The organism is Sinosporangium siamense, from assembly GCF_016863435.1.
In the GTDB taxonomy this organism is placed as follows: Bacteria; Actinomycetota; Actinomycetes; order Streptosporangiales; family Streptosporangiaceae; genus Sinosporangium; species Sinosporangium siamense.
Window position 1 is genome coordinate 1 of the sequence record NZ_BOOW01000058.1, and the last position, 24362, is coordinate 24362.

Genomic DNA, 24362 nt, shown 5'->3' on the forward strand with positions numbered 1-24362 from the left:
AGCCGGGCCGCACGCGGCGGCGCGGAGCGCCGCCGCCTTGATACCTATAAGGCTAATTCGGCAACTGGCACCGCCACGACTCGGCAGACCTGTCGGCCGGTGTTTCAGCAGGTAAATCGGGAACGGTCGCCGGTCAGATCACGGCGGGATAACGTATCCGTTTCGCCGGGAAATTTTTCGGCTGACGGGAACCCCGTTCAGGGCATGCCCGTTGTCCGGTATGTACCTGCATAAATTACTCGTCAGTAACATCGGATTGGGAGGAAAGTTGGCCCTTCAGGGCGCAATCCCTGTAGCCCACAACGCCGTATTCCCGAACGGCTGCTACGTCGTCGGTGAGGTCGTCGCCATCGCCGACTTCGACGCGTCAACGAAAGACAACCAGGTCCAAGCACGCGACAAGGACACCAACCTGCCGATGTGGGGCGTCCCGGTCGTGGACGCCGACCCTGAGGCCAGGACCCGCCAAAAGGCCCTGGCCGTGAAGATCGCCTCCGCAACCAAGCCGGTGATCCCCCCGGCTCCTGCGGCCCTGGCCGCGCTCGGCCTGCCCTTCATCCCCGTTGAGTTCGTCGGCATGACGGTCACGCCGTACGTCGACCAGGGCACGAGCAGGCTCGCCTACTCCTACCGGGCCAACGGCATGCGGCCGGTGTCGGCGGCCGATGCGGCTGCTCCGGTGCGGGCGAAGGACGCCGGTTGACCGGTAGCGATGCGCGGTCGTTCAGTCAGATCGGCGTCCACCTGGGCCTGGACGCCGAGGCCACCTGCCACACCTTCGCCGACAGGCCGCCCATCCTGGTGATCCGCGTGGGGGCGGTCTCCTGCTCGGTCTCGGCGCGGAAAGACATACCTGAGGGGCTCGCGGCGGCGGTGCGGTTCGCGGGCGAGTTGACCGAAAGCGCCTGGCGCTTTGAACTGGCGCTTCGAGCGCATCGGCGGGATTTCCCGATGTAGTAGACCGTGTGCGGTGTAGCGGGCCGTGGGGCCGCCGCCGCTGTCGCCTTCCGGCGGCCCCCTCTTTCACGGCTGCTTCGCCGCTGTCCACTTCCTTTCTGCGGCTCTGCTTTTTCTTCTGCTCGTTCAGCACGCGTATATTTCGTCGTCATCGAAGGGATGGCCTTTTTCAGTGCTGCGCAAATTGCCGGGCACCGAGATACAGCATGTTGTGTCGACGCGCCCCGACACGTCGATTGTCTACACGCCTACCGTTTTCAAGACGCCTGCGATCCTGGTCGTGCTCGCCTGGACGTGGCGTCTGGTCGCGGGCACCGCAAAGACGGTGGTCCGCCACCCGATCGCCTCGGCGCTGGTGTGGCTGGGTGTCGCGGTGGGGCTGCTGTGGGGGTGGCGCGCGGTTGCCGGTGGCGTCGCGGGGGCGGGCATCATCGCCTCGATCTGGGCGGGTGTCAGCCCTCGGACGTTCATGCGGTACGCCGGTTGGCGGGTGGTGTCGTGGTGGCGGTGGATGTGGGTCTACCGGCGTCACTGGGGCGGTGTGATGGCGGTGGCGGGGCTGGTGCGGTCGGTGCGGGGCACCGGGTATGTGCCCGACCTGGTCAAGGTGGTGTCCTCGGCGGCGGCCGACACGGTCACGGTGCGCATGCTGCGCGGGCAGAGCCTTGAGGAGTTCGCCGATCGGGTGGCCAACCTCGCGCACGGCTTCGGTGCCGATCTCGCCGTCGTCCGCTCCCTCCGCGCGGGCTGGGTGACCCTGGTGTTTCCCCGCCGCGACCTTCTGGCGGTGACGATCCCGGCTCGGCCGCTGCCGGTGCTCCCGGAGGTGGACAGTGTGGAGATCGGCGTCTGCGAGGGCGGTGAGCCCTACCGGCTGCGGCTGCACGGCACTCATGTGCTGATCGCGGGTGCCACAGGTTCGGGTAAGGGGTCGTGGCTGTGGTCGATCGTGCGGGGGCTGCTGCCTGCTCAGGCCGCCGGTCGGGCGGAGATCTGGGGCCTTGATCCCAAGCGCATGGAGTTCGCCTACGGCAAGGGCCTGTTCACCCGCTACGCGGCCACTCCGGCCGGATGCGCCGATCTGCTGGAGACGGCGGTGGCGGCGATGCAGGAGCGTGCCGACCGGTACGCGGGTGTGCAGCGGTTCCACGTGGCGACACGACGTGATCCGTTCGTGGTGATCGTCATCGACGAGGTGGCGTTCCTGACGGCCTACCAGCCCGACAAGGGGCTCAGGCTGCGTATCACGGCGGCGCTGGCGACGCTCACCACGCAGGGCAGGGCGGTCGGGTTCTCGGTCGTCGCCGCACTCCAGGACCCCCGCAAGGACGTCTTGGCGATCCGCAACCTGTTCCCCGTGCGGGTGGCGCTGCGTCTCGACGAGCCCGATCAGGTCGACATGGTGCTCGGCGACGGCGCGCGTGACCGGGGTGCGCTGGCCGACCAGATCCCTCACGACTCGGCCGATCCCGAGATCGGCGCGGGCACCGGCTACGTCCGCAGGGAGAACTCACCCGATCCGGCACGGGTGCGGGCGGCCCTGGTCACCGATGCCGACATTGAGCAGATGTCGCTGCGCTACTCGGCCGCTCGGGACTCCTGGTGACCGCGGAGGGCGCAAGCGTGCTGGGGCGGCTGCGGGCGGCGGGGCTGCTGTCGGATCAGGTGGCCGAACGCCTGGCCGATGACAACGGGGTGTGCCTGCGGCCGGTGATGATGCGTCGCCTTGACGGTGACGGCACGGCTGAGACGGTGGCCATCCGGTGCGGGTCTGTGGCTGAGGCGGCCTGCCCTCCGTGCGCTCGGCGGGCTCGGTCGCTGCGGGTGCAGCAGTGCCGGGAGGGCTGGCACGTCGAAGATGAGCCGGTGCGGGATCGCCCCGCCCCAGATGGTGTTTCCGCAGCTCAGGGTCGTGCCGGCGGGGGGTCGGCCGACGAGGGGGAGCCGGGTGCGCCTCCTCGCCGCAACCGGTCGACCCGACGCCGACAGGACACCCCGGATCTGCCTCGCCGTGCCCGGCGTGACACGACGCTGGGCCGCGTCTACGCCACCCGCGACGGCAAGCGGCTGCGGCCCTCGATGTTCGTCACGCTCACACTCCCCTCCTACGGGAGGATCAGGGGCGGTGTCCCCGCCGATCCGGCCGCCTACGACTACACCCGCGCCGTGCGTGACGCGATCCACTTCTCCAAGCTCGTCGACCGGTTCGTGCAGAACCTGCGGCGCATCGCCGGATACAGCGTGCAGTATTTCGCGGTGGTGGAGCCGCAGAGGCGGGGCGCGCCGCACCTGCACATGGCCGTGCGGGGCACGATCAGCCGGGCGGACCTGCGGGCGGTGGTGGCCGCGACCTACCACCAAGTGTGGTGGCCCCCGGTCGACGTGGTCCGCTTCGAGGGCGATCGGCTGCCGGTGTGGGCGGCCGGTGCAGGCGGGGCGGGCGACTACTGCGACCCGTCGACCGGTGAGGCGCTCCCCACCTGGGATCAGGCACTTGACGCCCTGGGGGACGATGCCGAACCGCTGCACGTCGTCAGGTTCGGCACCCAACTGGATGCCAAGGGCGTGCTTGCTGGCAGCGTCGACGCAGACCAGACGGTTCGCTACCTGACCAAGTACCTGACCAAGAGCCTGGGCGGCGACAGGCGCGCCGAGACACTCGGGGTGGACCGGGCGGCGCACGTGGCGCGCCTGGTGGAGGCGCTCCGGTACGAGCCGTGCTCGCCGACGTGCGCCAACTGGCTCCGGTACGGGGTGCAGCCGAAGAGCGCCAAGGCGGGGCTGCTGCCGGGCCGGTGCCGGGGCAGGGCGCACAAGGCGAGCCACCTCGGCTACGGGGGGCGTCGGGTCCTGGTGTCGCGCCGCTGGTCGGGCAAGACGCTCGCCGACCACGCCGCAGACCGGCGGGCCTGGGTGCTGGCGATGCTCGGCCTGCCCGACGCAACCGGCACCTCTTGCGACGCCGTGTGGATGCCCGTCCCGGCGGGCGACCCGTTGCTGCCTCCCCGGGCCGTGGTGCTGCTGCGGCAGGTGGCGGCCGTGCAACTGCTCAGGGCTCGATTACGAGCACTCGATACGGAAGGTGGTCTTTGATGGGCGAACTCATGATCTGGGGCTTGATCATCGGATTCCCGGTGGCGATGGCGTTGACCGCCGAAGCCATCGACAAGCGGAGGAAGGCGTACCGGAAGGCACTGCGGCGGCGGCGCGGGTGGGTGGTCGCCCAGAGGCACGCCATCCCCAAGGGAGAGCGCGCGGTGTACTGGGGGAGCCCGCTACTGGATCACCGCGACCTGAAAGGCCGTGTTGAGGCGGACAGGTTGCCGGGGTGGCTGAGGTGAGCGGCCAGGACGGGGACGGCGGCCCGGAGCTGGGGCGCGCCGACCGGTGCACAGCGCACGTAGTCGATCGATACAAATCCCGGAGGGTTCGATGAATACGCTGCTGATTGTTCTATTCGCGGTCGTGCTGGTGCCGTTGGCGCTGAAAGCGCTGGGCGGGCCGCTGATTGCGCGGTGGGTCGACTGGCGCAACCGGGAACGGGTCCTCATGGGCACCCGGCCTGATACCTCGCACGTCACCCCGGGCTGGGTGGACTGGGAATGGGTCTCTGGGCCGTGGGAGGTGATCGCCGCTGCGGCGGCACGCCGGTCACTGCTCGGCGGCGTCGTGGAGGTGTATGTGATGTCCGCCCGGGGCCAGTACGCCTGGACCTGGAAGGACGGAGAGGTGCTCAACCGGACGGTGAAGGGCCTCGGGCAATGGGGCGGCAAGTAAGGCCGCCGCGTTCGGAGGACCGGGAGAACACCCACTACCCGGGACGGCCGAAGTAGACCCGTCAGAGCAGAGCAGAGACGACACCATCGGACAGATCAAGGCCGACCGCCGCACCGGTAGACGTGACCACGGCACCCCGCCGACCGATCCGGACCTGGCGGACTACATCGCCGGTGTGGTCGGCCGCTGCCCTCCGCTCAGCGATGACAGCGCGGCTCGCCTCGCGGCCCTGCTGGGCTACCTCTAGCCGATGAACACCGAGAACCCCCCGTTGGTCAATGCCGACGGGGGGTTCGCCCTTCCCGGGGGACTAGGCGGCGTCGCGCGCCTCCCTGTCCCAGATCATCCGCTGGTGTGCGGGTACCCGCGTGTTGCGGACAGGAGAGCGGGTGAGCCGCACCTGTCCCAGATGCTCAGGGGTGAGCAGGATCGCGGCGGCCTTCCGCCGTGCCGACACGGGGGCGGCCTTCCAGCGCTTGGCCACGTCCGCTCCCGGCTCGATCAGCGCCATCAGGTCCCCGGGCGCGGTCAACTCGCGGACACGCCTCTCGACGTCGGCGATTTCGCCTGTCAGCCTGTCGATCAGCTTGCCCACCGCCTTTGCCTCTCCCAGCGTGGCGGGGGTGTCGTTCTCCGCCTCTTCCAGCTCCGCCCGAAGCTGTGCAAGCTCGGCTTGGGCCTCCTGCACCTCCGCCGTCGTCGTCGAGCCCGCCGTCAGCGACGCATAGACGTCCGGACGCTCAAGGTAGGCCAGGATGACGCCCGTGATGACCTCGTCGACGTCGGCCTTCCGGATGCGCAGGCACCCGCCGATGGCGCACTTGTAGTCGAGGACGCCCGGCTGTCCGCTGCTTACGGTGCCGATCGGCCCCCTGCACACGTCACACCGCACGGTGCCCGTGTACTCGTGCAGGACACGCCCTGGGCGCGGTGCCTTGCTCTGGTGACCGGGCTCGCTCAGGATGCGCTGCACGTCCCACCACAGCGCCCGATCAACGATCGGTTCCCATGTGCCCTCGATCAGCTCGGGTTTGATGCCCTTGCCCTTCTGGTCCTTCGGCAGGTACGCCCGGTACCCGGCGTAGACGGCCTTGGCAGCCATGTCCCGGAGATGCTGGTGACTGAACGGCTGCCCCTTGCGGTTCACGATTCCCCGCGCGGCGAAATCCCTTGTGATCGACTTGAAGCTGTGGCCATTGCGCAACCGCTCGAACAACTCCCTGATCACGGGGGCGCGCTCGGGGTCGGGCTTCCACGTGTCCAACGCCCGGCGGTCGGAGCGGTAGACGGGCAGATAGCCGTACGGGCATACGCCGTGCGGGCGGCCTTCGGCGGCGCTGGCCTTCATGTCCCGCTTGATCCTCCCCCTGGTCTTGGCGGACTCGTACTCGCTGTCAACCGCGTCTTCCAGCAGCGTTCGCCGGTCGCGCGGATTGGCGGGATCGTAGGTCCGGCCGTGCGTGGTGACATGGACAAGCGTCCCACGGTCTTCCAACAGGTCAAGCATGGTGACCCACTCGCCGACCCGGCGAGACCCCCGCGAGGACTCCCACATCACAAGGACATCAGCGCCGAATCGGCCGTCTCGCAGATCGGTGATCAGGCGCTCGAAACCGTCGCGGGTCTCATCGGAGTACCGGCTGGCCGATACGGCCTTGCTCTCGGTGTACGGCTCTCCAAGCGTGATGCCGTGCCGGTCGCATGACTTCTTGTTCTCGTCGTGCTGCTGGGCGGGGGACTTCATCCGACCGGACCGGTCTTTGGAGACACGCAGGTACTCACGGCCGGTGGGCAAGATGTTGCCGGAAGGCAGAGGCGATGTGGCGGAGAGAGGGTTCGTCATGTATCCAACGTACCTCTATGAAAGTTCCTCGACCTCGGCACCGGCATTCCCACCTCCCCCGCCGTGCACGAGATCGCCCGCGAGGTGCACGAGGACGCACGTGTCGTCTACGTCGACTACGACCCCGTCGTTCAGCTGCACGCCGAGGTGCTGCTCGGCTCGGCCGGCGACGTGGTGAGCCTCCAGGCCGACCTGCGCGATCCCGCCGGCATCCTGAACGCCCCCGAGGTCACCTCGCTGATCGACTTCGACCGCCCGGTCGGCGTCATGATGATCGCGGTGCTGCACTTCGTCATGGACGGCGAGAACCCGAAGGGCATCATCGCCGCCTTCCGCGAGCGCATGGCCCCCGGCAGTTACCTCGCCCTGTCCCACTCGATGGCGGAAAGCTCCCCCGAGGCCATCGCCCAGCTGCGCATGGCCACCGCCGGCTCCCCCGCCCAGTCGGTGTTCCGCGGCCGCGACGAGGTCCTCTCCCTCTTCGAGGGCTTCGACCTGATCGGCCCCGGCCTGGTCCCGGTCCAGGACTGGCGCGTCGACGAGGACCCGCCCGCGGTGCCCCTGCTGGCCGAGCCCCCCAAACTCCGCGTCGAGGGCGGCCTGGCCCACCTCGCCTCGCCGTAGCCCGCAGTGCGGGGGCGGGCGCCGTCGACCCTGAACCGCCCCCTCCCCGGCAGGGAGATCAGGTGAGGGTCTGCACGAAGTAGAGCAGGGCGAGAGCAGTGGCCAAGGCGCCGAGGAGGAAGCGCAGGGCGGGTTCGGGCAGGCGCGGTTGCAAATGCGCGCCGAGATACCCGCCTATCAAGCCGCCGAGCCCGCACATCAGGCCGAGGCCCCACTCAGGGGCGATATCACCGGGGGTTGACAAGGAGAGCAGGGCGTAAGTCGCGGCCCCGGCCACAGAGGTGAGAAAGGTGGAGGCGAGCGCAGCCGGCGCGACCAGCGCCAGGGGCACACCGAGACCCGCCAGGATCGGGCCGAGGATCGATCCGCCGCCGATTCCGTAAATGCCCCCGACGACGCCGACGGCCAGGGCCAGGACGACCACCAAGCGCGAGGACGGCTCGCCCCGGACCGGCCGCGGCGGCGGGCGTACCGCCCGGGCGCACAGCCAAACCCCCAGCGGGAGCAGCAGCACGGCCACCAGCAGACGGAACACATCGGCGCCGGGCACGGCGAACACGCGGATGACGGCTCCCACGACGACACCTGGCAGGGTGCCGTAGACGAGCAGCCTGGTAAGCGGTGTGAACAGTCGGCCGTTGGCGCGATAGCGGGCCAGGGCGCCGGGAGTGGCCACCACGTTGTACAGCAGGTTCGTCGGTGTGATCGCCGGGCTGGGCACGCCGAGGACGCTGAGCTGGACCGGCAGCAGGAACACCGCGCCGGACACCCCCACGGGCGCGGTGAAGACAGCGATCAGCAACCCCGCGACGAACCCCAGCAGGTCACCCTGCCAGGTCATGTGCGGATTCCAGGGGCCGCGGCGGCCTCGTCGGCCAGGACTCGGTGGACGCCGGCCACCGAAGGGTGCCGGCCATTGGCCGGGACCTTCTGCACCTCGGGCATCCGTGGCCCCCATCGATTTGCAGTCGATTGACCCGGGCAGCCTACCGGCCGGCCTATGTGTGTGGGGCGTCTAGAGGCCGAGGTCGCGGCCGATCGGCTCCTTCATGATTTCGTCGGAGCCGGCTCAGATTTTTGTGACGCGGGCGTCCTGCCAGGCGCGGGCGACGCGATATCCGTTCATGTAGCCGTAGCCGCCGTGCAGTTGGACGCAGGTGCCCAGGACGTCGCTCTGGACGTGAATACATCATTGGTCCGCCGGAGAAATGCGGCAAATTACCGCCTCACCGGGAGCACCGCCCGAAGACCACCACGAAGGTGCCGCCGTCCTTCGCCCGCGCGTGCCGGCGGAAGGCGGACTGCCCCGTGGCCCAGTAGCCGAAGTGCGTCCACGCACTGTCCAGCACGGCCCCGCGGTGGCCCTGCGTGCTGACGTTGACCCACCAGTTGAGCGCCCGCGACGCCAGGCCGGCGCCTTTCGCACCGGCGTAGGTGACCTCGCTGATGTCCCAGGAGGCGCCCGGACAGTATCCCGCGTCGGCGACGCGGGTCTTCGGGGTGGAGTTGGTGGCCGGGTTGAGATGGGTGCCGCGGCCGTCGGTGGGGTGCCACCACTGCTGGGAGGCGGCCTCGCGGGCGTGGCGCTGGGCCGCGCGGCCGAGGGCGTAGGCGGCGGTCAGCCGGGGCAGGCGGTGCCGGGCGCGTTCGGCGTTGACGAGGCAGGCCAGGGCTTTGGCCACGCGGGCGTTTGCCGTGAAGGTCCTGCTGCCTGTACGCGACGTCTCGCTCCAGGGCACCACGTTGCCCCAGCGGGTCACGTTGAATCTGCTGTCGCAGGTGGGGGCGGCCGCGGCGTGGGCGGCGGGGTTGCCGGAGGCGAGTGTCGTGGCGGCCAAGGCGGTGGCGGCGAAGGCCGGTCTCCAGTCCCGCACGGCGGGCTCCTCTCGTGGGCGCTGGCGCGTTTGGGGCGATGTCCCCGCCCCGCCGCCGCGTCACGCGTGGAAGACCGGCTTGTTTCCGCAGGTCGGTAGGTCTCTTTAGGTACGGCGGGAGCCGTCCGGGCGTGGCTTCACACACCCTTGGCCTCGCGATACGGGCGGCTCCGGTGGCCCCGGCGATGATCGCCGGAGCCGCCGGAGCCGGGTCATGGGGTGAGCCCGTAGGCTCGGATCACCGTCTGGCTGCGGGTGGTGGCGCGGGTGGTCACCGCCAGTGCCGTGATGCCTGCCTTAAGCCTCATCGTCTGCCTTCAGGGAGTGGGTCGGGTGGGAGCCCAACAGCGACCGTAACGTTGGCCGTCCCCGGTGCCGTCTGGGCCCCCACCCGTCAATCAGGTCACCCCGCCGTCCGATCCGGCCCGCCGTACGCGGCCGAGCATGTGACGCCCCGTCATGCGCTTCCCGCTCACCACCGGATTCGGGAAGAACGGGCAGAGCTCACCGGCGGCTCCCGGGAGCAGGTACGGAGCCGCCGGCAGAGCGTTATTCCGATGGCATGTCCTGGATCCCCCGAGGACGTCGCCGGACCGGCGACCTTCTTCCTCTCCGATGCGTCCGGACACATCACCGGAAGGACAGGACGATTCCCAACCGGACGGCTCAGATGCGTGCCCGGTTGCGGAACCGCTCAGACCGGACGCACTTCGATGTCGACATGGTCCCCGGCGCCCTGCGTGAGCACGGGATGCGCGGCGGTGGAGATCCAATCCCCCTCGGCGATCGTGCCGTCGCGGGACCGGTCGACGTGCACGCGGACCGAGAGCCGCTGCATGTCGCTCTCCACCGGCACGGCGAGTGAGAACGAAAGCGTCTCGCCCGCGCCGAGCGCGTGGCCGAGCGGCAGGTCGATCGCGGCGACGACACGCGCTGCGGCGTCGGCGCGGCTGACGTCCTCGACGAGGACGTGTACGGCTGCCGCGCCGGCGCCGATCGCGCTGGGGAAGGCGATGCGGCCTGTGACCGTTCGCCGCTCAGTCATGCCGTGCCGATCCGCTCACGCGTTCAGGATCGCATAGCGGGCCTGGAAGTCCACGGGAACGTTCGTGACGTTTCTCACCTCGATGAACCACTTGACGAGGCCGGGCGCCTGCCGGGTGTTCTGGATCTTCCACTCGATCTGTGCGGGACCGTCGACGGGCGGGTTCGTCGGGATCATCACCCAGACGACGTTCCAGGATGCGTTCCAGCTGTGGGTGAACCACCGTCGGGTCTGTCCCGCGGGGACGTTGCCGGTGAACTGTGTGCCGAAGATCATGAAGTGCCCTCCTTGTATCCGCTTGACTCGGCTTTGCCGTACTGCACCCGCGTCCGTGAGGCCGGGCGCCTGGTCGTTCTACGAGCCGCCGACCGCGGCTTCGGCCCGGCGGATCTCCTCCAGCAGGGACGCGGGCGGGCCGCCGGCGTCGGTGACGGCTTCGGCCGACGCGCTGCCCGCCGGGCCGGATCCGGCGTCCGCCGCCGTGCCGGCGGACGCGGAGGTCAAGGGGCCGGAGACGGTGACGTCCGCGTCCTCGGCGTCGCTCGCGTCCCCGATGTTGATGTGAATTGTCACGCGCATGTGTTCATGCCTCCGATGTCAGATGAAGCTTCGGGCCCAGCCGAGGACCTCGTAGCGCGCCTCGAAGGTCACGCTGCTCGGCCCATGGTTCTGGATGGAGAGGAAGTACTTGACGAGGCGCTCGGCCTGGCGGGTCGTGCGCACGGTGAGCTCGATCTGCCGGTCGCCGTCGACCACCGGGGACGTCGGCACGGTCACCCACTGCACGAACCAGTGCGAGGGCCAGCTGTGGGTGAACCACGTCCACGTGGCTCCAGCGGGCACTGTGCCGACGAACTGGGTGCCGCGCCAGCCGACGGTGGGTTCGAGGGAGGGGTAGATGGCGCGTACCGCGGCGATGTCGCCGGCGCTGAGACCGTTGCGCTGGCCGATCGCCTGGCCGCCGAGCGGCACGATCGTCTCCTGGCCGTTCAGGCCGAACGCCGTCCTGCCGTAATGCATGATCGAGCCGAAGTCGTAGGCGCCGATGTCTTCGCCGTCGGTGATGTGCTGGTTGAAGTTGTGCTCACGCCCGGGCTCGATGTTCGCCCACACGATCCTGACGTTGCGGTCGCGGTCCTCGCGGCTCTGCTCGTGCCAGAGGCCGACCGCATGACCGATCTCGTGGACCGCCTGGCCAAAGCCGCAGCCCGCGCCTAACGAGATGACCTGCTCGCCGCCCTGCATGCCGACAAACGACCAGCACCCGTCGAGCTGCTGAAAGGACAGGAAGTGGGGGTGGTTCGCCTGGTTGGCCGCAGTGCGTTCGACGAACCGGATTCGCGTGTTCGCCTCCCAGTGCGCGATCGCCTGCAGGACCAGCGGGCGAAGCGCGGCGACGCTCGTCCAGGGGATGAGGCCGTTCGGCCAGCGGAAGCGCAGCCCGGTGATGACGACGCCTTCGACGACCTTGGGGTCACGGACAGCGTCCGCCGACTCCGACTCGACCTCTGCTTTGATCTGGTCCATGAGGTCGACCGAGCCGAGGGCGATGTCGCCCTCGAAGATGGCAAGGCCGTCGATCGCGGAGTATCGCACGGGCTTGACCTGGAACGCGTCGATCCCGCGCACGTAGCCGCTCCGCACGTCGTCGGAGGATCGGTACACGTTGCACCCACCCGCACCCGGGGCGGCGTCACCGTTCTCGCCGGCGGGCGCCGAAGGGACTTTAGGGACATCTTTCACAAGGTGACCTCCAGTTCGTCTTCTACGCGAAAGGGAAATATCACATCCGAGTGATAGTCCGGGGAAGTGGGAAATCACTCTGACCTGCTCAGGAATTGATAATCCGCAAGGTGTTCGGCGAGCTGCGGCAGAGCCGAATGGCCGCGCTTCTCTTGATGAGTCGATCCGATCCGGGAAAGGCACTCTCCCCTCCCCCGTCTGACGATCGGCCGCGCCCCCAAGCGTCTCGGCCAGTGCCTTTCCAAGAGGGATATCCGCGACTGTAGGCAACTGCTCGGGGACACTGCGTCCGGGGTGGAATCAGGAGATTCCCTAAACAGGCATTCCTTCAGGAACACCCAGGGTTTCCCCTAGGCCACTCCCGGAGCCGGTGGCCCGACAGGCCTGCCGCCACTCCTTCAGTCCGAACGGGAAGCAGGTCTCAACAGATACCGGAAACTTCAAGTAGCGACCGGCAATGGATGCCTGTGACATGGCATCTTGAATCAGCTGGCCGGCTCACGGGCGAATGCAGGGCGCGCGCACGAATTCAGATCCCGGTTTGGCCGCCGGCTTTTCAGTGCTCGTGCAGGAGCGGCACTGCGGGCGTGCGGCCGTGCGACTGCACCGGACAGGAGCTCGGGACGGTGGGCGCCTGGGAGTCCGGGTGCTCCTTCAATCGCCTGAGACCGTCCGAGGCCGTAGGGAAGCGAAATGCCGCCGCCGGACGGTCAATCCTCCTCGAACAGGTTTGACGAGGGTTCGAGGAGTCTGAGGAGTCCCAGCCAACCGGTGAAGGTCTCGGGGGTGTGCGATCCCTCGCGCAGCACCTGGCCATGGACTCCGTCAACTGTGTAGACGAGGTCGATGACGAAGCGCATGAGCGAAAGGTAGCCCCGTGGTGGAGGGAAACGGATCGGGAGGTTCCTAAGTGCTTCCCCCTGGTGACTCACGTGTCGGTGTTGGAAATCGCGATCAGGGCCGCACGAGAGGTGACGCCGAGTTTGGCGTAGATGTGACTGAGGTGATATTCGACGGTCTTGGTGCTGAGCATGAGTTCACGGGCGATCTGGCGATTGCCGATGCCGGTGACGGCCAATCTCGCCACCGCCTGCTCCTGCGGAGTGAGGTCTCCCTGGCGGGCGTGACCGGCCGATGTCCTCAATCCGCAGGCGGCGAGTTCGCGTTCGCATCGCTGAAGGTAGGGCCGGGCGCCGAGTCGTTTCAGCACGTCGCGGGCGGCCCGCAGCTGCTCTGCCGCCAGGGCGCGCTTACCCCATCTTCGCAGGAATTCTCCATACGCGAGTCGTAGCCGGGCGCTCTCGAACGGCATGGAGATCCGAGCGAGGTGGACAAGGCCCGCCTGGAACGCCTCGTCGGCTGCGGAATGCTCCTCCCGGAAAGCATGGAGGTTGCCGCGGACCCGCGCGCAGGCGGCCAGCACCGAATGCCGGCCCCGCTGGCGGGCCAGTCTCTCGCAGGGGATGAGGATGGCCTCCGCTTCCTTGTCCTCGCCCACGGCGATGTAGGCGTCGGCGAGCAGATCCTGCCACGCGATCACCCCGGGTTCGTGGCTTCCCTCCCGGTGGCCGAGGTCCGCGAGGGGTTTCAGCACGGCGACGACCTGATCGTGATGGCCTTTCGCGACCGCCAGGTGCGCCTCGGCGCTGCACACGGTCGCGTATGTGGCGGTGCCGGCCAGACGCAACCCGGCCGCGGCTTTGAGGTGTTCGGCGGCCTGATCCCACTCGCCGCGTGCGGCGGGCACCCAGGAGGCGAACCCGTGCGCGATGTCGGCGTGCCAGACCTGGCCGGCCCCGTCGGCGATCGAGGTGGAGATTTCCGCGTGGACGACGGCGTCATCCCAAAGCCCGGCGCGATACTCGGCATAACCAAGCATCGACGCGGCGAGCAGCCTGAACGGCACCGAACGGCCCGCTGAGGCCGTGACGACTCCGGCCAGGTCGCGCAGAGCTCCTTCCAGGTCGTCGGCCCAGGTGCGCAGCACGCCCCGCCCCAGGATCGCGTCCAATTCGAAGGAGGTGGCGAACTCCGGATTGGGCAGGGAGGGCAGGAGAGCAAGAGCTGTGGCTATGTTCCCGGAGATTCCAAGGCCGGCGAGCCGCAGATATCGGGCCAGGCCCATGCCGGGGCGACCGGGCGCCAGCCGTAATGCCTGTCCCGCCCACCAGGCCCCCTGTGCCCCCTCGGCTCGCATGACGCACAGGGCTGCGAGGTTCTCGGCGATCCGGGCCGCCAATATCGGCTCGTCGTCGGGAACGCAGTGCTCCCAGGCGTCCGTGAGCAGATCGTAGGCCTCGTTCAGCCTTCCGGTCACAAACGCCAGGGCGCCGTGGGCGTACCCGCTGATGGCGACAGGGCACCCCTGCGGCAGCTCTCTTGTCAACGTCACCGCGCCGGTGACCTGCCCGTCGAGAAGCAGTGCTTCGAGTGCGTCGGCGGTCAGCCGCACTCGTTCGTTTTCCGCCCTGGCCAGCCTGGCGGCGCGGGTGAGGTGCACTGCGGCGCTGGACCACAGGCCCGCCCCCGCTTCCCGGCGGGCAAAGGCCGCCAGCTCCGCGACCAGGGTGTCGTCAGGGTGACTGGCCGATCGCAGGCGATGGTTCAGGCCGGCGAGCTCGTCACCGGTGACCTCGGCCGCCTGGCCGTGCAGCTCCATGCGGCGCGCCGGCCCCAGATCCCGATAGACCGCGGCTTGGACAAGCGGGTGGGGAAAGGCGACCACTACCCCGTTCTCAGTGGAACGTTCCTCTAACAGGCGTGCCGTCACAGCCTGGTCGAGCGCGGCGACCGGATCCATGAGCCCGGCCAGCCTCGCGGCCTGCCACAGCGGAGCCGAGGCGCCGAGCACGGACATCGCCTCCACCAGACGCTGTGTACGGCTGTCGCAATCGGCGAGGCGCGACAACACCAGCATGGCGTAGGAACGAGGCGCGGGCAGCGGCGAGGTGAGATCGGCGAGGACATCCGCGGGCACTTGTTCGAGCAGGGCGCGGATATGGAGTGGATTGCCGCTCGTGTGGTCGCGCAGCCGCGAGGCCACACGCAGCGGCAGCGGCGTGTCACCTAACCTCCGGACCTCTTCGGCATCGAGCCCGGCAAGCGATATGCGCGCGGTGGACTCGGCCGCGAGCAGCCGGCGCAGGCCCTCCGGCAGACAGTGGTCGTCCGGGTCGCGCACGATGACGATCGCCATGATGCGATCGGCGCGCAGGCGCCGGAGCGCGAAAGTGATCGCATGCAGTGAGGCGGTGTCCGCCCAATGGGCGTCGTCGAGGATCACCGCCACTTCGCCACCGGCCTGGAGGTCCCCCATCGTCTCCAGCAGAGCCGCGCCGGCCTCCAACGGGTCCGCCACCTCGGCTTCCACTCCGCGAAACTGATCGATGGTTCCGTAGGAAAGTCGTGATTCGTTCTGCTCTCCGCTCGCCCACATGGCGGTGACGTCCGGGTTGCGGCTCAGAAAATGCCGCACCAATGCGGTCTTGCCGATTCCGGGTTGCCCGTCGACCACGACAATCCTCGGGGATCCCGCTCGGACCTTCCCGAGCTCCGCATTCATTCTCGCCAACTCGGCCCCACGCCCGACGAATAGGATTCTGTCCGGCGACATAATGATCACCTCTGTCTCATGGGCCCACCGTGACTGTACGGCACATAGGATCCTAGATAAATCCTTTTTCGCAGTTCCTCGATGGTTGTCGGCGTCAGGACTTTGCATGCCCGAAACCGCGCCTGTCCGCACCTCGCGGCAGAATGCGTTATGCCGATGTCCGCACAACCGCGCACTCAAGCAGACGAGGAATAGGCAACACATACATGAGCCGCCCCCAGGTTTGGCGCAGGTGGAGGGGCCCTGTTCCCAGCTTCAAGCCGTATCTTCGCGGCGAGCGATGGGTTTGGTAAGAAGAATTGTTACCCCGACCACGTTTTGGGGCGCGAGGCGACCGAATGGCAGGTGCGATTGTGCGCGTAGCTCGTGGAAAACGATAACGAACCCGGTTTCCCGCGCCACATTTATCGCGTTCGCCTGCTCACCCTCCAGATCCGGCTCCCCGCAGAGCACCCCCACCCCGGCGGCCGACGCCGTGCGCGGGCGGCTCCAGAGCCATCTGAGCGAGCACGCCGAGTCCTACCAGGCGATCGTCCGGCACGTCGGCGTGGGAAACGGCGACTTCGACGAGGGGTTCTCCCGGGGCTCGACATCGTGCTCGACGGGATCACAGCCCGGCTGGCCGGCTGACAGTGCGGACGGCCGGGTGCGCACTAAAGCGTGAGCCCGCATGTGACTTTCCCAACAGACGTTTGCCGCCCGGATACCCCCCCGGGTATGTTGAGCCAATGGAGATGACGGAGGCCATGCTCGGTGACGCCATGACCCGGCTGCGCCGTGCGCACGGGCAGCTCGGCGGTGTGATCGCGATGATCGAGGCGGGTGAGGACTGCCGCAAGGTGCTCACCCAGCTCGCCGCCGTCTCCAAGGCGCTCGACCGGGCCGGCTTCAGGATCGTCGCCAGTGGGCTGCGGCACTGCCAGGCGGCGCAGGAGCGTGGAGAGGCGGCGCCGATGAGCGATGAGGAGCTGGAGAAGCTCTTCCTGTCGCTGGCCTGACCAGGCGTGGCCTCCAGCCAGAAAAGTCCACGCATGTCCCTCAAATACCCCCCCGGGTATGCGTGAGAGCAACACGATGGGTAAACGGTGGTTCCTATGGAGGTCGTCTCCTTTCGCACGCCCGGCTTGGGCGACCAGACACATCTGCTGATCCACGGGGGCCGCGGAGTGCTGGTCGACCCGCAGCGCGACATCGGCCGCTTCCTGAGCGAGGCGGCCGAGCGCGACGTGGAGCTGCGGTTCGTTCTTGAGACCCATGTCCACAACGACTATCTCTCGGGCGCGCGGGAGGCCGCGCGGGCGAGCGGCGCCGAGCTGGTGCTGCCCGCCGCGGCGGCTGCCGCCTATCCCTACACACCGGCCTTCCACCTGGAGGACATCCCCGGCGATCGCGGCCTGACGGTGCGGCCGATCCACACGCCCGGTCACACCCCCGAGCACACGAGCTACCTGGTGCTGATCGACGGAGAGCCGGTCGCGGTGTTCTCCGGCGGAAGCCTGCTGGTCTCGGCCGCGGGACGCACCGACCTGCTCGGTCCCGAGCGGGCGCACACGCTGGCGCGGCTGCAACACGGGTCGGTGCACCGGCTGGCGGCGCTGCCCGGCGAGGTGGCGCTGCTGCCGACGCACGGGCAGGGGTCGTTCTGCTCCATCAGCGGTTCACCCCGGCGCACCTCCACCATCGCCGCGGAGAACTCCGGCAACCCTCTGCTCGCCCTTCCGGGCGCCGAGGCGTTCGCCGACCGCATGCTGGCCGATCCGATGCCGATTCCGGCGTTCTACGAGCACATGGGCCCGGCCAACCTGCGCGGTGTCCCGCCGATGCCGCCGCTCGCGGTGCCGGCGCTCACTCCGGCGGATCTGGCGGCGCTGCCCGACGACACCCGGCTGGTGGACATGAGGCCGCGCACGTCGCAGGCGGCCGGGCTGCTGCCGGGGTCGGTCGGCGTGGAGTTCGGCGATGATTTCGGGAGTTGGGTGGGCTGGCTTGTGCCGTACGGCGCGCCCGTGGTGCTTGTCGCCGAGGCGAGGCAGGATGTCGCGGCGGCGGTCACCCAGCTCGCTCAGATCGGGTACGACGACGTGCGCGGTGTGATCACCGATCCGGGGGAGGCGGCCGAGCTCACCTTCGAGGTGCTCGGCAGGGAGGACTTCGCCGGGCGGCTGGCCCTCCCGGGGGCGCAGCTTCTCGACGTGCGCATGCCGAGTGAGCAAAAGGAGACGGCGCTGCCGGGCGCCGTGCACCGGTTCCTGCCCGATCTTGTCACCGAGGGTGTGCCCAAGGACCTCGACGGGGAGCGGCCGGTGCTGGTCGCCTGCGGGTCCGGGAGGCGGGCGAGCATCGCCGCCACCCTGCTGCTGAATGCCGGGTATGAGCCCGTTGTGCTCTCCGGTGCGGGAGTAGCTGATCTTGCCTGAGTCCGACCAAAGGAGTGTTCCCATGACCCCGACCATGAGTGTGCCCACCGCGCGCACGGTGCTGGCCACCGATCCGAAGGCGCGGGTGCTTGATGTGCGCACCCCGGGCGAGTTCGTGTCCGCGCACATCGACGGCGCGATCAACTTCCCGCTGGACGAGCTCGTCGCCCGCCTGCCGAGGCTCGCCGTGCCCGAGGTGGCGCCGCTGGTGCTGGTGTGCCAGTCGGGCGCGCGGGCCGCGAGAGCCCAGGCGGCGCTGGCCGAGGCCGGCGCCGCCGGGGCGGTGGTGCTGGAGGGCGGCATGAACGCGTGGGCGGCGGACGCCGCGCCCGTGACGGCGGGCGGCGGCAAAGCGCGCTGGAGCCTGGAAAGGCAGGTACGGCTGGTCGCCGGCGGCATCGTGGCCACCTCGATCCTGGCCAGTGTGCGGTGGCCGCGCGCCCGCTTTGTCGCGGGGTTCATCGGCGCGGGGCTCACGTTCGCCGCCGTCACCAACACGTGCGCGATGGGCATGGCGCTGGCGAAGCTTCCCTACAACCGGGGTCCCCGTTTCGACGCGGACACCGCCGTGGCGAGGCTGAACGGCGCTCCGGTGGTGTGAGACCGCGGTTGAACGGCCCCGGGCTGCGCGGTTGAAACGCCCCGGGCTGCGCGGTTGAACGGCGCTGCGGTCCCGCGGTAAACCCCTGCGGTCTTTCGCCTTATGAAGAGCATTTGTATGGCTATTTCATAAGTCCTCCAAGATTCACAAGTTCCGGGCTATGCCGTAACCGCGGCCTGATCCACTGGGGAACGTCGCCGGTGGAGAAGACCGCGGGGGTTCACTCATGCGCAGCATCGCGATCACGGCGCTGGCCGTCGCCACCGCCTGCTGCGGCGGCTCGGCCGCCGCCGGGGGCGGCCCGGGCCACGACGAATGCCGGAGAGTGATCGTCATCGGGCACCGCGGCGCCGCGGGATACCGCCCCGAGCACACCGCCGCCGGATACGAGCTGGCGGTGGCCATGGGCGCCGACTGGATCGAACCGGACCTCGTGTCCACCAAGGACCATGTGCTGATCGCCAGGCACGGCAACGAGTTGTCCCGCACCACCGACGTGGCCTTCCACCCGGAGTTCGCGAACCGCAAGACCACCAAGGTTGTGAACGGCCACCACGAGACGGGGTGGTTCACCGAGGACTTCACGCTCGCCGAGATCAAGACGCTGCGCGCCGTGGAGCGTTCGCCCCGCCTGCGGCCGGCGGCCGCCGCCTTTGACGGGCTCTATCCCGTGATGACCTTCCAGGAGGTTCTCGACCTGGCCGCGCGGCTGGGGCGGAGCTACGGCCGCCAGGTCGGTGTGCTCCCCGAGACCAAGCTGCCGACCTATTTCAGGTCGCTCGGGCTGCCGCTGGAGGAGCCGCTGATCGCGACGATCAAGCGCAACGGCCTCGACCATCCGGGCGGCGGCGTGGTGGTGCAGTCGTTCGAGCCGTCCAGCCTCAAGCGGATCTCCGGTGCGCTGCGTGTCCCGCTGATGCAGGATCTGCGGGCGTCGGGACGACCGTACGACGAGGTCGCCGCCGGGGGTGCGACCACTTACAAGCACATGATGAAGCCCGCCGGGCTCGCCCGGATCGCCACTTATGCCCGCTGGATCGGCGCCGAGAAGATCTCCGCGATCCCCCGGACCGCAGGCGGCACCCTGGACTCCCCGACCACCCTGGTGCCCGACGCGCACCGGGCCGGGCTGAAGGTCGCCCTCTACACCTTCCGCAGCGAGAACAAGTATCTCCCAGTCGATCTACGGCGGGGCCACCGGAAGCGGGACCACGGCGATGTCCAGGCCGAATACCGCCGCTACCTCGCCCTCGGCGTGGACGCGGTCTTCGCCGATCAGCCCGACGACGCGGTCCGAGCCCGAAACGAGATCGTCTCGCGGTGCGGCGCGCATTGACGGAACCTCCGCGAGTGATTACGGTCTGGACCTAAATTACGGAAAGAGTGGCCGTGCCACTGGAAGGCTGCGTGTGATGCCGTCCTCACTCCCCCTCCCGCCCAACCACCGCGTCCACGCCGGCGTCTTCTGCCCGTCCTGACCTCCGCCGTCCTCGCCGCGACGCTACATGGGCAGCGTGCCGAAATACGGCAAGCGCAGCGGGGCGTTGAACATCTGGAAGAAGGGCACGCCCGGCAAGACCCTGTGCGTCCTGCCCGGCCAGTCCGTGGTGTCACTCGCCCACGCCGACGGCAAGATCTTCAGCGGCACCTCCACCAGAGGCGCCCTCCCCGAAGTACGCCCCCGGCGCCTCGGCCACCCTGTTCTCGTACGACCCCCGCGACGGCGAGATCGCCTTGCACCCGCTCCCCCTGCCCGAGCCCAAGGCGGTCACGGCCCTGACGACGGTCGGCCGTGAACTGTGGGGCCTCGCGGGCGGCTCGCTGTTCACCCTCGCCCCGGAGCGGCCCGGCGACATCACGGTGACACGGCTCTTCCCCGACCCGAACTGGGAGACACAGGCCAGCCTCGCGTGGCGCGACGGCGTGCTGCTCACGCTGGCCAAGGACCCGGACCACGTGTACGGCACCCTCGGGAACCAGATCTTCAAGGTCAACAAGGCGACCAAGGAGTGACCGTGCTCCACACCCACTCCGGCATGGACGGCCTGACCGCCGACCGCCACGGCAACCTCTACTACAAGATCAACGAACGCCTCCACCGCTTCGCGACGCCCTAGCTCCACGCTCGACGAACCGGGGTACGGCACAGCCACGGCCGCGCCGTACCCCCGGCGGCGTTCACGAGGTCCCCTCACCCGGAGGCTTCGCAGTACCTCCCCGGGAGTGGGAACAGCATGCGGCTCTTGGCGAGGGCGACGACGTCGGCCGTCTCCATCGTGGCGTTCCACACGCGGGCTGTGCCGTCGCACGCGGCTGTGGCGAGGCGGGTGCCGTCCGGCGACCACGCGAGGGCCGTGACGGACCGCGTATGCCGGCCCGCCGTGAGGGTTTCCCGCCCCTCGCGTGACGACCACACCCGCACCGCACCGTCGCCCGTCGCAGTCGCGACCTTAAGCCCGTCGGGCGACCAGGCGACCTTCTCCACCGCCTCTCCCGCGTGGTCCAGCCGTACGGCGGGAGCCCGGCCGGCGACGTCCGTGAGCAGGACGGCGCCGTCGTCGGCCGCGGTGGCGAGCCACCTGCCGTCCGGCGACCAGCACAACGCCGTCACCGTGCCGGTGTGACCTGCGTAGAGGCGCTTCTCGCCGCGGGTGGCCGCGTGCCAGAGCACGACTCCCCCGTCGGCGAGCACGACCGCGAGCGTGCCGCCGCACGATGACCAGGCGACACGGTGCTGGGTGACCTCCCAGTCGCCGAGGGGCCGCATGCCGTGGACGGTGTGGACCTGCTCCCCGGTGACGGTGTTCCAGACGCGAGCGGTGGTGTCGTGGGAGGCGGTGGCGAGAAGGGTCCCGGCGGGCGACCAGGTGACGTCGCTGAGCCATTGGGTGTGGCCGCGCAGCTCGGCCAGCGGAGTCCCGTCGCCCGCCGACCAGATGCGCGCGGTGTGGTCGGTGGAGGCGGTGGCCAGGCGGGTGCCGTCGGGCGACCACGACACGTCCGAGACCCATCGGCTGTGGCCCGCGAGGGTGAGGTGGCCCGCGGTGCCGGCCGACCAGACGGCGGCGGTGCCGTCCTGTGAGCCGGTGGCGACGCGGGTGCCGTCGGGTGACCATTCGTGGGCGAGGATGCCGTCCTTGTGGGTGCGGACGGTGGCCACGCCGTGATCGTTCCACCATGCGCTGTGGTCCCAGATGCGTAGTTTGCGATCCAGGGAGATCGTGGACAACAGGTCACCGCCGGGGTTCCAGGAGACGCCGGTGACCCAGCCCTCGTGTTCGCGCAGGACGCGCTGTTCGGGGCCGCCGCCCTCGTCCCAGAGTTTGGGCGAGACGCCGCCCGCGGTGGCGAGGCGGGTGCCGTCGGGCGACCAGGCGGCCGCGGTCACGCCGCCTTCCTGGTGGTCGAGCAGGACGTGCCGCTGCGCGCCGGAGCGGGCCTGCCAAACCCGGGTGGTGCGGTCCTGTCCCGAGGAGGCGACCAGCCGTGAGTCCGGTGACCAGCACACTCCCCACACCCAGCCTTTGTGGCCGCGCAGCACCCGCACGAGATCTCCCGCCTGCGGATCCCAGAGGCGGACGGTCGCGTCGTCGGAGCAGGAGGCGACAGTGGTTCCGTCGGGTGACCAGGCGACGCCGACGACGCCGTCCTCGTGTCCCGGCATCTCGTGCAGGGGTTGCCCGGTGGTGGCGTCCCAGATGCGGACCGTCCGGTCGTGGGACACGCTCGCGATCCGGTCGCCGTCCGGCGAGAAGCAGGCGCCCCAGACGCGGCCGCGGTGGCCCTGGAGGACGTTCACCTCCTCGCCGAGCTCCACGTCCCAGATGCGCGCGGTCTGGTCGTCGGACGAGGTCACGACCCGCCCGCCGTCGGGCGACCAGACGGCGGATCGCACCCATTCCGAGTGTCCCCGCAGGTCGCGCACCTTGCGCCCGTCTTCCACCGCCCACACGCCGGCGACGCCGTCCTCGGCTCCGGCCACGAGAAGGCGGCCGTCGGGTGACAGGTCGCAGCCCCAGAACTTCGCTCCGACGCAGGTGTAGGCGGCGACCTCGGTGCCGGTCGTCGTGTCCCAGACTCGGGTGGCGCCGTCGTGGGACATGGAGATCAGCCGCCGTCCGCCGGGCAGCCAGGCGACGCCGCGCAGCAAGGTGCGGTGCGCCCCGAGGATCCGGCGGCAGCGGGAGGCGTTGAGCGCGGCGGAGACGGCGAGTCTCACGAGGGGTTCCGGTCCATGTTCCTCGTGGGCGGTCACGGCGATGGCGAGGGCCTCGGCAGGGGATTCCTCCAGGGTGAGCAGGGACCGCCGGGCGATGTCCGCGGCGGCGCGTTCCCCTGCCGCCTGGGCGGCGCGGCGGGAGCAGTCCACGAGACGCACGATTCGCGGCGCGTCGGCGGCCAAGCGCGGGTGGTGGTCCAGCCACACATGGGCCAGCGTCAACCGTTCGCTGCCCAGGAGATACGACTGCTTTTCCCCGGATCCGATCCATTCGGTGGCCCACTGCTCCAGCAACGAGCGCAAACGGAGCGATTCGTGGTGGGCGGCGACGGTCTGGCGCAGCGGCGGCCAGACGGCCAGGAACGCCTCGTGGGCGATCTCCGCGTACGGCGAGGCGTCCTTCTCGCCCCCTCCCCGGGTGAGCAGACGCCCGGTGACGAAGGCTTCGACGACCACGCGCTCGTCGTCGTCCAGCCCGTCTAGAGGAACGCGGCGCCGGGCAGGCACGTCGTTGTGCACCGCGACCAGCCGCAACAAGGTACGGACCACCGAGTCGGCCGCCGGAGAGCCGTTCAGCTCCCGCACGATCCGGTCGGCCTGCCGGGCGATGACGCCGGGCACGCCGCCCAGATCGGCGTAATCCTTCGCCGTGATCGGCCCGCCCCTCGCCCGCGCGAACAACTGCTCCAGCGTGAAGGCGAGGAGCGGCAGCGACGGGCCGCCGCCGGTGTCGTCGGCGATCGTGCCCGGCAGATGCGGCGGGTCAAACGTGAGACCCGCTCTCTCGGCGGGCCGCACGATCACCTCGACGAGCTGCTCGCGGCCGAGCGGCCCGAGGGTGAGGGGTTCCTGGAACAGATGGGCGTGGCTGCTCTCCTGGAACCCGGTGAGGAACTCCGAGCGGGTGACCACGACGACCCATAGTTGCGGATGGGTGCGCACCAGCGAGTCGAGCACGGTGAGGAACTCGCCGCGGACCGCCTCCCCCGCCAGGGTGAACAGCTCCTCGGCCCGGTCGATCACCAGCAGCATGTGCCGCCGCCTACCGCGCACCGGGCGGTGGGCGGCGGCGAGCAGGCTCGTGAGGTTGTGCGTCAATTCGCGCACCGGGTCGTCTCCGGGGTGCAGTGTGCCGACGATCCACCGGGTGCGCCGGTTCGCGAGGTTCGGCAGCAGGCCGGCGTGGACCAAGGAGGACTTGCCGACTCCCGACGGCCCGGCGACCACGACGACACGTCTCGGGTCCGCGGTGGAGACGGGGTGCAGGCGTTGCAGCAGCCTGCCGATCTCGGCGTCCCTGCCGAAGAAGACGCCCGCGTCGTCGGCGGTGAAGGCGTCCAGCCCCGGATAGGGGGATCTGCGGGAGTTCCATCTGGGGTTTCCGATGGGGGGTGCGGTACCGGCGCGGGCGGTCAGGACGGTGAGGAGCAGCCCGAGGGTGAGCAGGATGACGACCGGCGGCAGCGGGCTGGCCTGGAGTTCGCGGAGGATCGGGGGCGCGCCGCCCTGCTGATTGGTGAGATAGCCGCCTGCGATCTGCAATACCTGCAAGACCACGAAAAGCATGACGGTGAGAGTGAGCGTCAGGTTCCGACGGGGCATACGGCGTGTCCTGATTTCACGGGTGCACCGAAAGGGCGGACAACTCC

At 69.5% G+C, this 24362-nt stretch carries 22 protein-coding genes and 2 pseudogenes; 12 read left to right on the forward strand and 12 right to left on the reverse strand.

Translation table 11 applies throughout. The features are described 5' to 3' along the window. The first annotated feature begins 268 nt into the window (after positions 1–268). From Ssi02_RS36940 to Ssi02_RS36965, 6 genes are all read left to right on the forward strand, one after another. A complete protein-coding gene (locus tag Ssi02_RS36940; RefSeq protein WP_204032962.1) occupies positions 269–703 on the forward strand; it encodes a plasmid replication, integration and excision activator in 435 nt (144 codons plus the stop codon). Further along, positions 700–957 (forward strand): hypothetical protein, encoded by a 258-nt coding sequence (locus Ssi02_RS36945; protein WP_204032964.1) that lies wholly within the window; start codon positions 700–702, stop codon positions 955–957. The genes Ssi02_RS36940 and Ssi02_RS36945 overlap by 4 nt, the downstream gene beginning before the upstream one ends. 211 nt (positions 958–1168) lie before the next feature. Beyond that, a complete protein-coding gene (locus tag Ssi02_RS36950) occupies positions 1169–2563 on the forward strand; it encodes an FtsK/SpoIIIE domain-containing protein (protein WP_239130357.1) in 1395 nt (464 codons plus the stop codon). Then, positions 2560–4050 carry a replication initiator gene (locus Ssi02_RS36955; RefSeq protein WP_307825873.1) on the forward strand — a complete coding sequence of 497 codons (1491 nt, stop codon included), beginning with the start codon at positions 2560–2562 and terminating at the stop codon, positions 4048–4050. Before Ssi02_RS36950 ends, Ssi02_RS36955 begins: the two co-directional genes overlap by 4 nt. Then, positions 4050–4298 (forward strand): hypothetical protein, encoded by a 249-nt coding sequence (locus Ssi02_RS36960; protein WP_204032969.1) that lies wholly within the window; start codon positions 4050–4052, stop codon positions 4296–4298. The genes Ssi02_RS36955 and Ssi02_RS36960 overlap by 1 nt, the downstream gene beginning before the upstream one ends. A gap of 91 nt (positions 4299–4389) precedes the next feature. Then, positions 4390–4734 carry a hypothetical protein gene (locus Ssi02_RS36965; RefSeq protein ID WP_204032971.1) on the forward strand — a complete coding sequence of 115 codons (345 nt, stop codon included), beginning with the start codon at positions 4390–4392 and terminating at the stop codon, positions 4732–4734. A 310-nt stretch (positions 4735–5044) separates the two neighbouring features. Here the strand turns inward: Ssi02_RS36965 and Ssi02_RS36970 are convergent, their stop codons facing one another. Beyond that, positions 5045–6577 carry a recombinase family protein gene (locus Ssi02_RS36970; protein WP_204032974.1) on the reverse strand — a complete coding sequence of 511 codons (1533 nt, stop codon included), beginning with the start codon at positions 6575–6577 and terminating at the stop codon, positions 5045–5047. A 36-nt stretch (positions 6578–6613) separates the two neighbouring features. Here Ssi02_RS36970 and Ssi02_RS36975 point away from each other — a divergent pair. Next, a pseudogene (locus Ssi02_RS36975) lies at positions 6614–7201 on the forward strand (SAM-dependent methyltransferase); the annotation flags it as partial. A gap of 58 nt (positions 7202–7259) precedes the next feature. Here the strand turns inward: Ssi02_RS36975 and Ssi02_RS36980 are convergent. From Ssi02_RS36980 to Ssi02_RS37020, 9 genes and pseudogenes are all read right to left on the reverse strand, one after another. After that, entirely contained in the window at positions 7260–8042 is a 783-nt protein-coding gene (locus tag Ssi02_RS36980) for a TSUP family transporter (RefSeq protein ID WP_239130358.1), read from the reverse strand. Positions 8043–8270: 228 nt separating this feature from the next. Then, positions 8271–8369 (reverse strand): annotated as a pseudogene (locus tag Ssi02_RS36985) (acyl-CoA dehydrogenase family protein); the annotation flags it as partial. A gap of 58 nt (positions 8370–8427) precedes the next feature. Then, entirely contained in the window at positions 8428–9075 is a 648-nt protein-coding gene (locus Ssi02_RS36990; RefSeq protein ID WP_204032978.1) for a CAP domain-containing protein, read from the reverse strand. Positions 9076–9769: 694 nt separating this feature from the next. Further along, positions 9770–10120 (reverse strand): YbaY family lipoprotein, encoded by a 351-nt coding sequence (locus Ssi02_RS36995; RefSeq protein WP_204032981.1) that lies wholly within the window; start codon positions 10118–10120, stop codon positions 9770–9772. Between the two features lie 15 nt (positions 10121–10135). Then, positions 10136–10396, reverse strand: coding sequence for a hypothetical protein (locus Ssi02_RS37000; protein WP_204032983.1), 261 nt, complete (start codon positions 10394–10396; stop codon positions 10136–10138). A 78-nt stretch (positions 10397–10474) separates the two neighbouring features. Further along, on the reverse strand, positions 10475–10699 hold the full coding sequence (locus Ssi02_RS37005) for a hypothetical protein (protein ID WP_204032986.1): 225 nt from the start codon (positions 10697–10699) through the stop codon (positions 10475–10477). Between the two features lie 18 nt (positions 10700–10717). Then, positions 10718–11785, reverse strand: a complete 1068-nt coding sequence (locus Ssi02_RS37010; protein ID WP_204032988.1) for a M12 family metallopeptidase — start codon at positions 11783–11785, stop codon at positions 10718–10720. A gap of 788 nt (positions 11786–12573) precedes the next feature. Further along, positions 12574–12723, reverse strand: coding sequence for a hypothetical protein (locus Ssi02_RS37015; protein WP_204032990.1), 150 nt, complete (start codon positions 12721–12723; stop codon positions 12574–12576). Positions 12724–12791: 68 nt separating this feature from the next. After that, positions 12792–15680 carry a helix-turn-helix transcriptional regulator gene (locus Ssi02_RS37020; RefSeq protein ID WP_307825876.1) on the reverse strand — a complete coding sequence of 963 codons (2889 nt, stop codon included), beginning with the start codon at positions 15678–15680 and terminating at the stop codon, positions 12792–12794. A gap of 524 nt (positions 15681–16204) precedes the next feature. Between Ssi02_RS37020 and Ssi02_RS37025 the strand changes: the two genes are divergently transcribed. The 4 genes from Ssi02_RS37025 (at position 16205) to Ssi02_RS37040 (ending at position 19830) form a co-directional block, all read left to right on the forward strand. Beyond that, entirely contained in the window at positions 16205–16474 is a 270-nt protein-coding gene (locus Ssi02_RS37025; protein ID WP_204032995.1) for a metal-sensitive transcriptional regulator, read from the forward strand. Between the two features lie 96 nt (positions 16475–16570). Beyond that, complete coding sequence (locus Ssi02_RS37030; protein ID WP_204032997.1) at positions 16571–17893, forward strand: MBL fold metallo-hydrolase; 1323 nt, start codon at positions 16571–16573, stop codon at positions 17891–17893. 22 nt (positions 17894–17915) lie between these two features. After that, complete coding sequence (locus tag Ssi02_RS37035) at positions 17916–18494, forward strand: rhodanese-like domain-containing protein (protein ID WP_204033000.1); 579 nt, start codon at positions 17916–17918, stop codon at positions 18492–18494. A 226-nt stretch (positions 18495–18720) separates the two neighbouring features. Continuing rightward, the gene (locus Ssi02_RS37040; protein ID WP_204033002.1) at positions 18721–19830 is read left to right on the forward strand and encodes a glycerophosphodiester phosphodiesterase family protein; all 1110 of its coding nucleotides are present in this window, start codon (positions 18721–18723) and stop codon (positions 19828–19830) included. Positions 19831–19995: 165 nt separating this feature from the next. Here Ssi02_RS37040 and Ssi02_RS37045 read toward each other — a convergent pair whose 3' ends face one another. After that, complete coding sequence (locus Ssi02_RS37045; protein WP_204033005.1) at positions 19996–20148, reverse strand: hypothetical protein; 153 nt, start codon at positions 20146–20148, stop codon at positions 19996–19998. Between the two features lie 80 nt (positions 20149–20228). Between Ssi02_RS37045 and Ssi02_RS37050 the strand changes: the two genes are divergently transcribed. Then, positions 20229–20507: a hypothetical protein gene (locus Ssi02_RS37050; protein ID WP_204033007.1), complete on the forward strand. Its 279-nt coding sequence runs from the start codon at positions 20229–20231 to the stop codon at positions 20505–20507. A 178-nt stretch (positions 20508–20685) separates the two neighbouring features. Here Ssi02_RS37050 and Ssi02_RS37055 read toward each other — a convergent pair whose 3' ends face one another. Then, complete coding sequence (locus tag Ssi02_RS37055) at positions 20686–24315, reverse strand: WD40 repeat domain-containing protein (protein WP_204033009.1); 3630 nt, start codon at positions 24313–24315, stop codon at positions 20686–20688. Between the last annotated feature and the right edge of the window lie 47 nt (positions 24316–24362).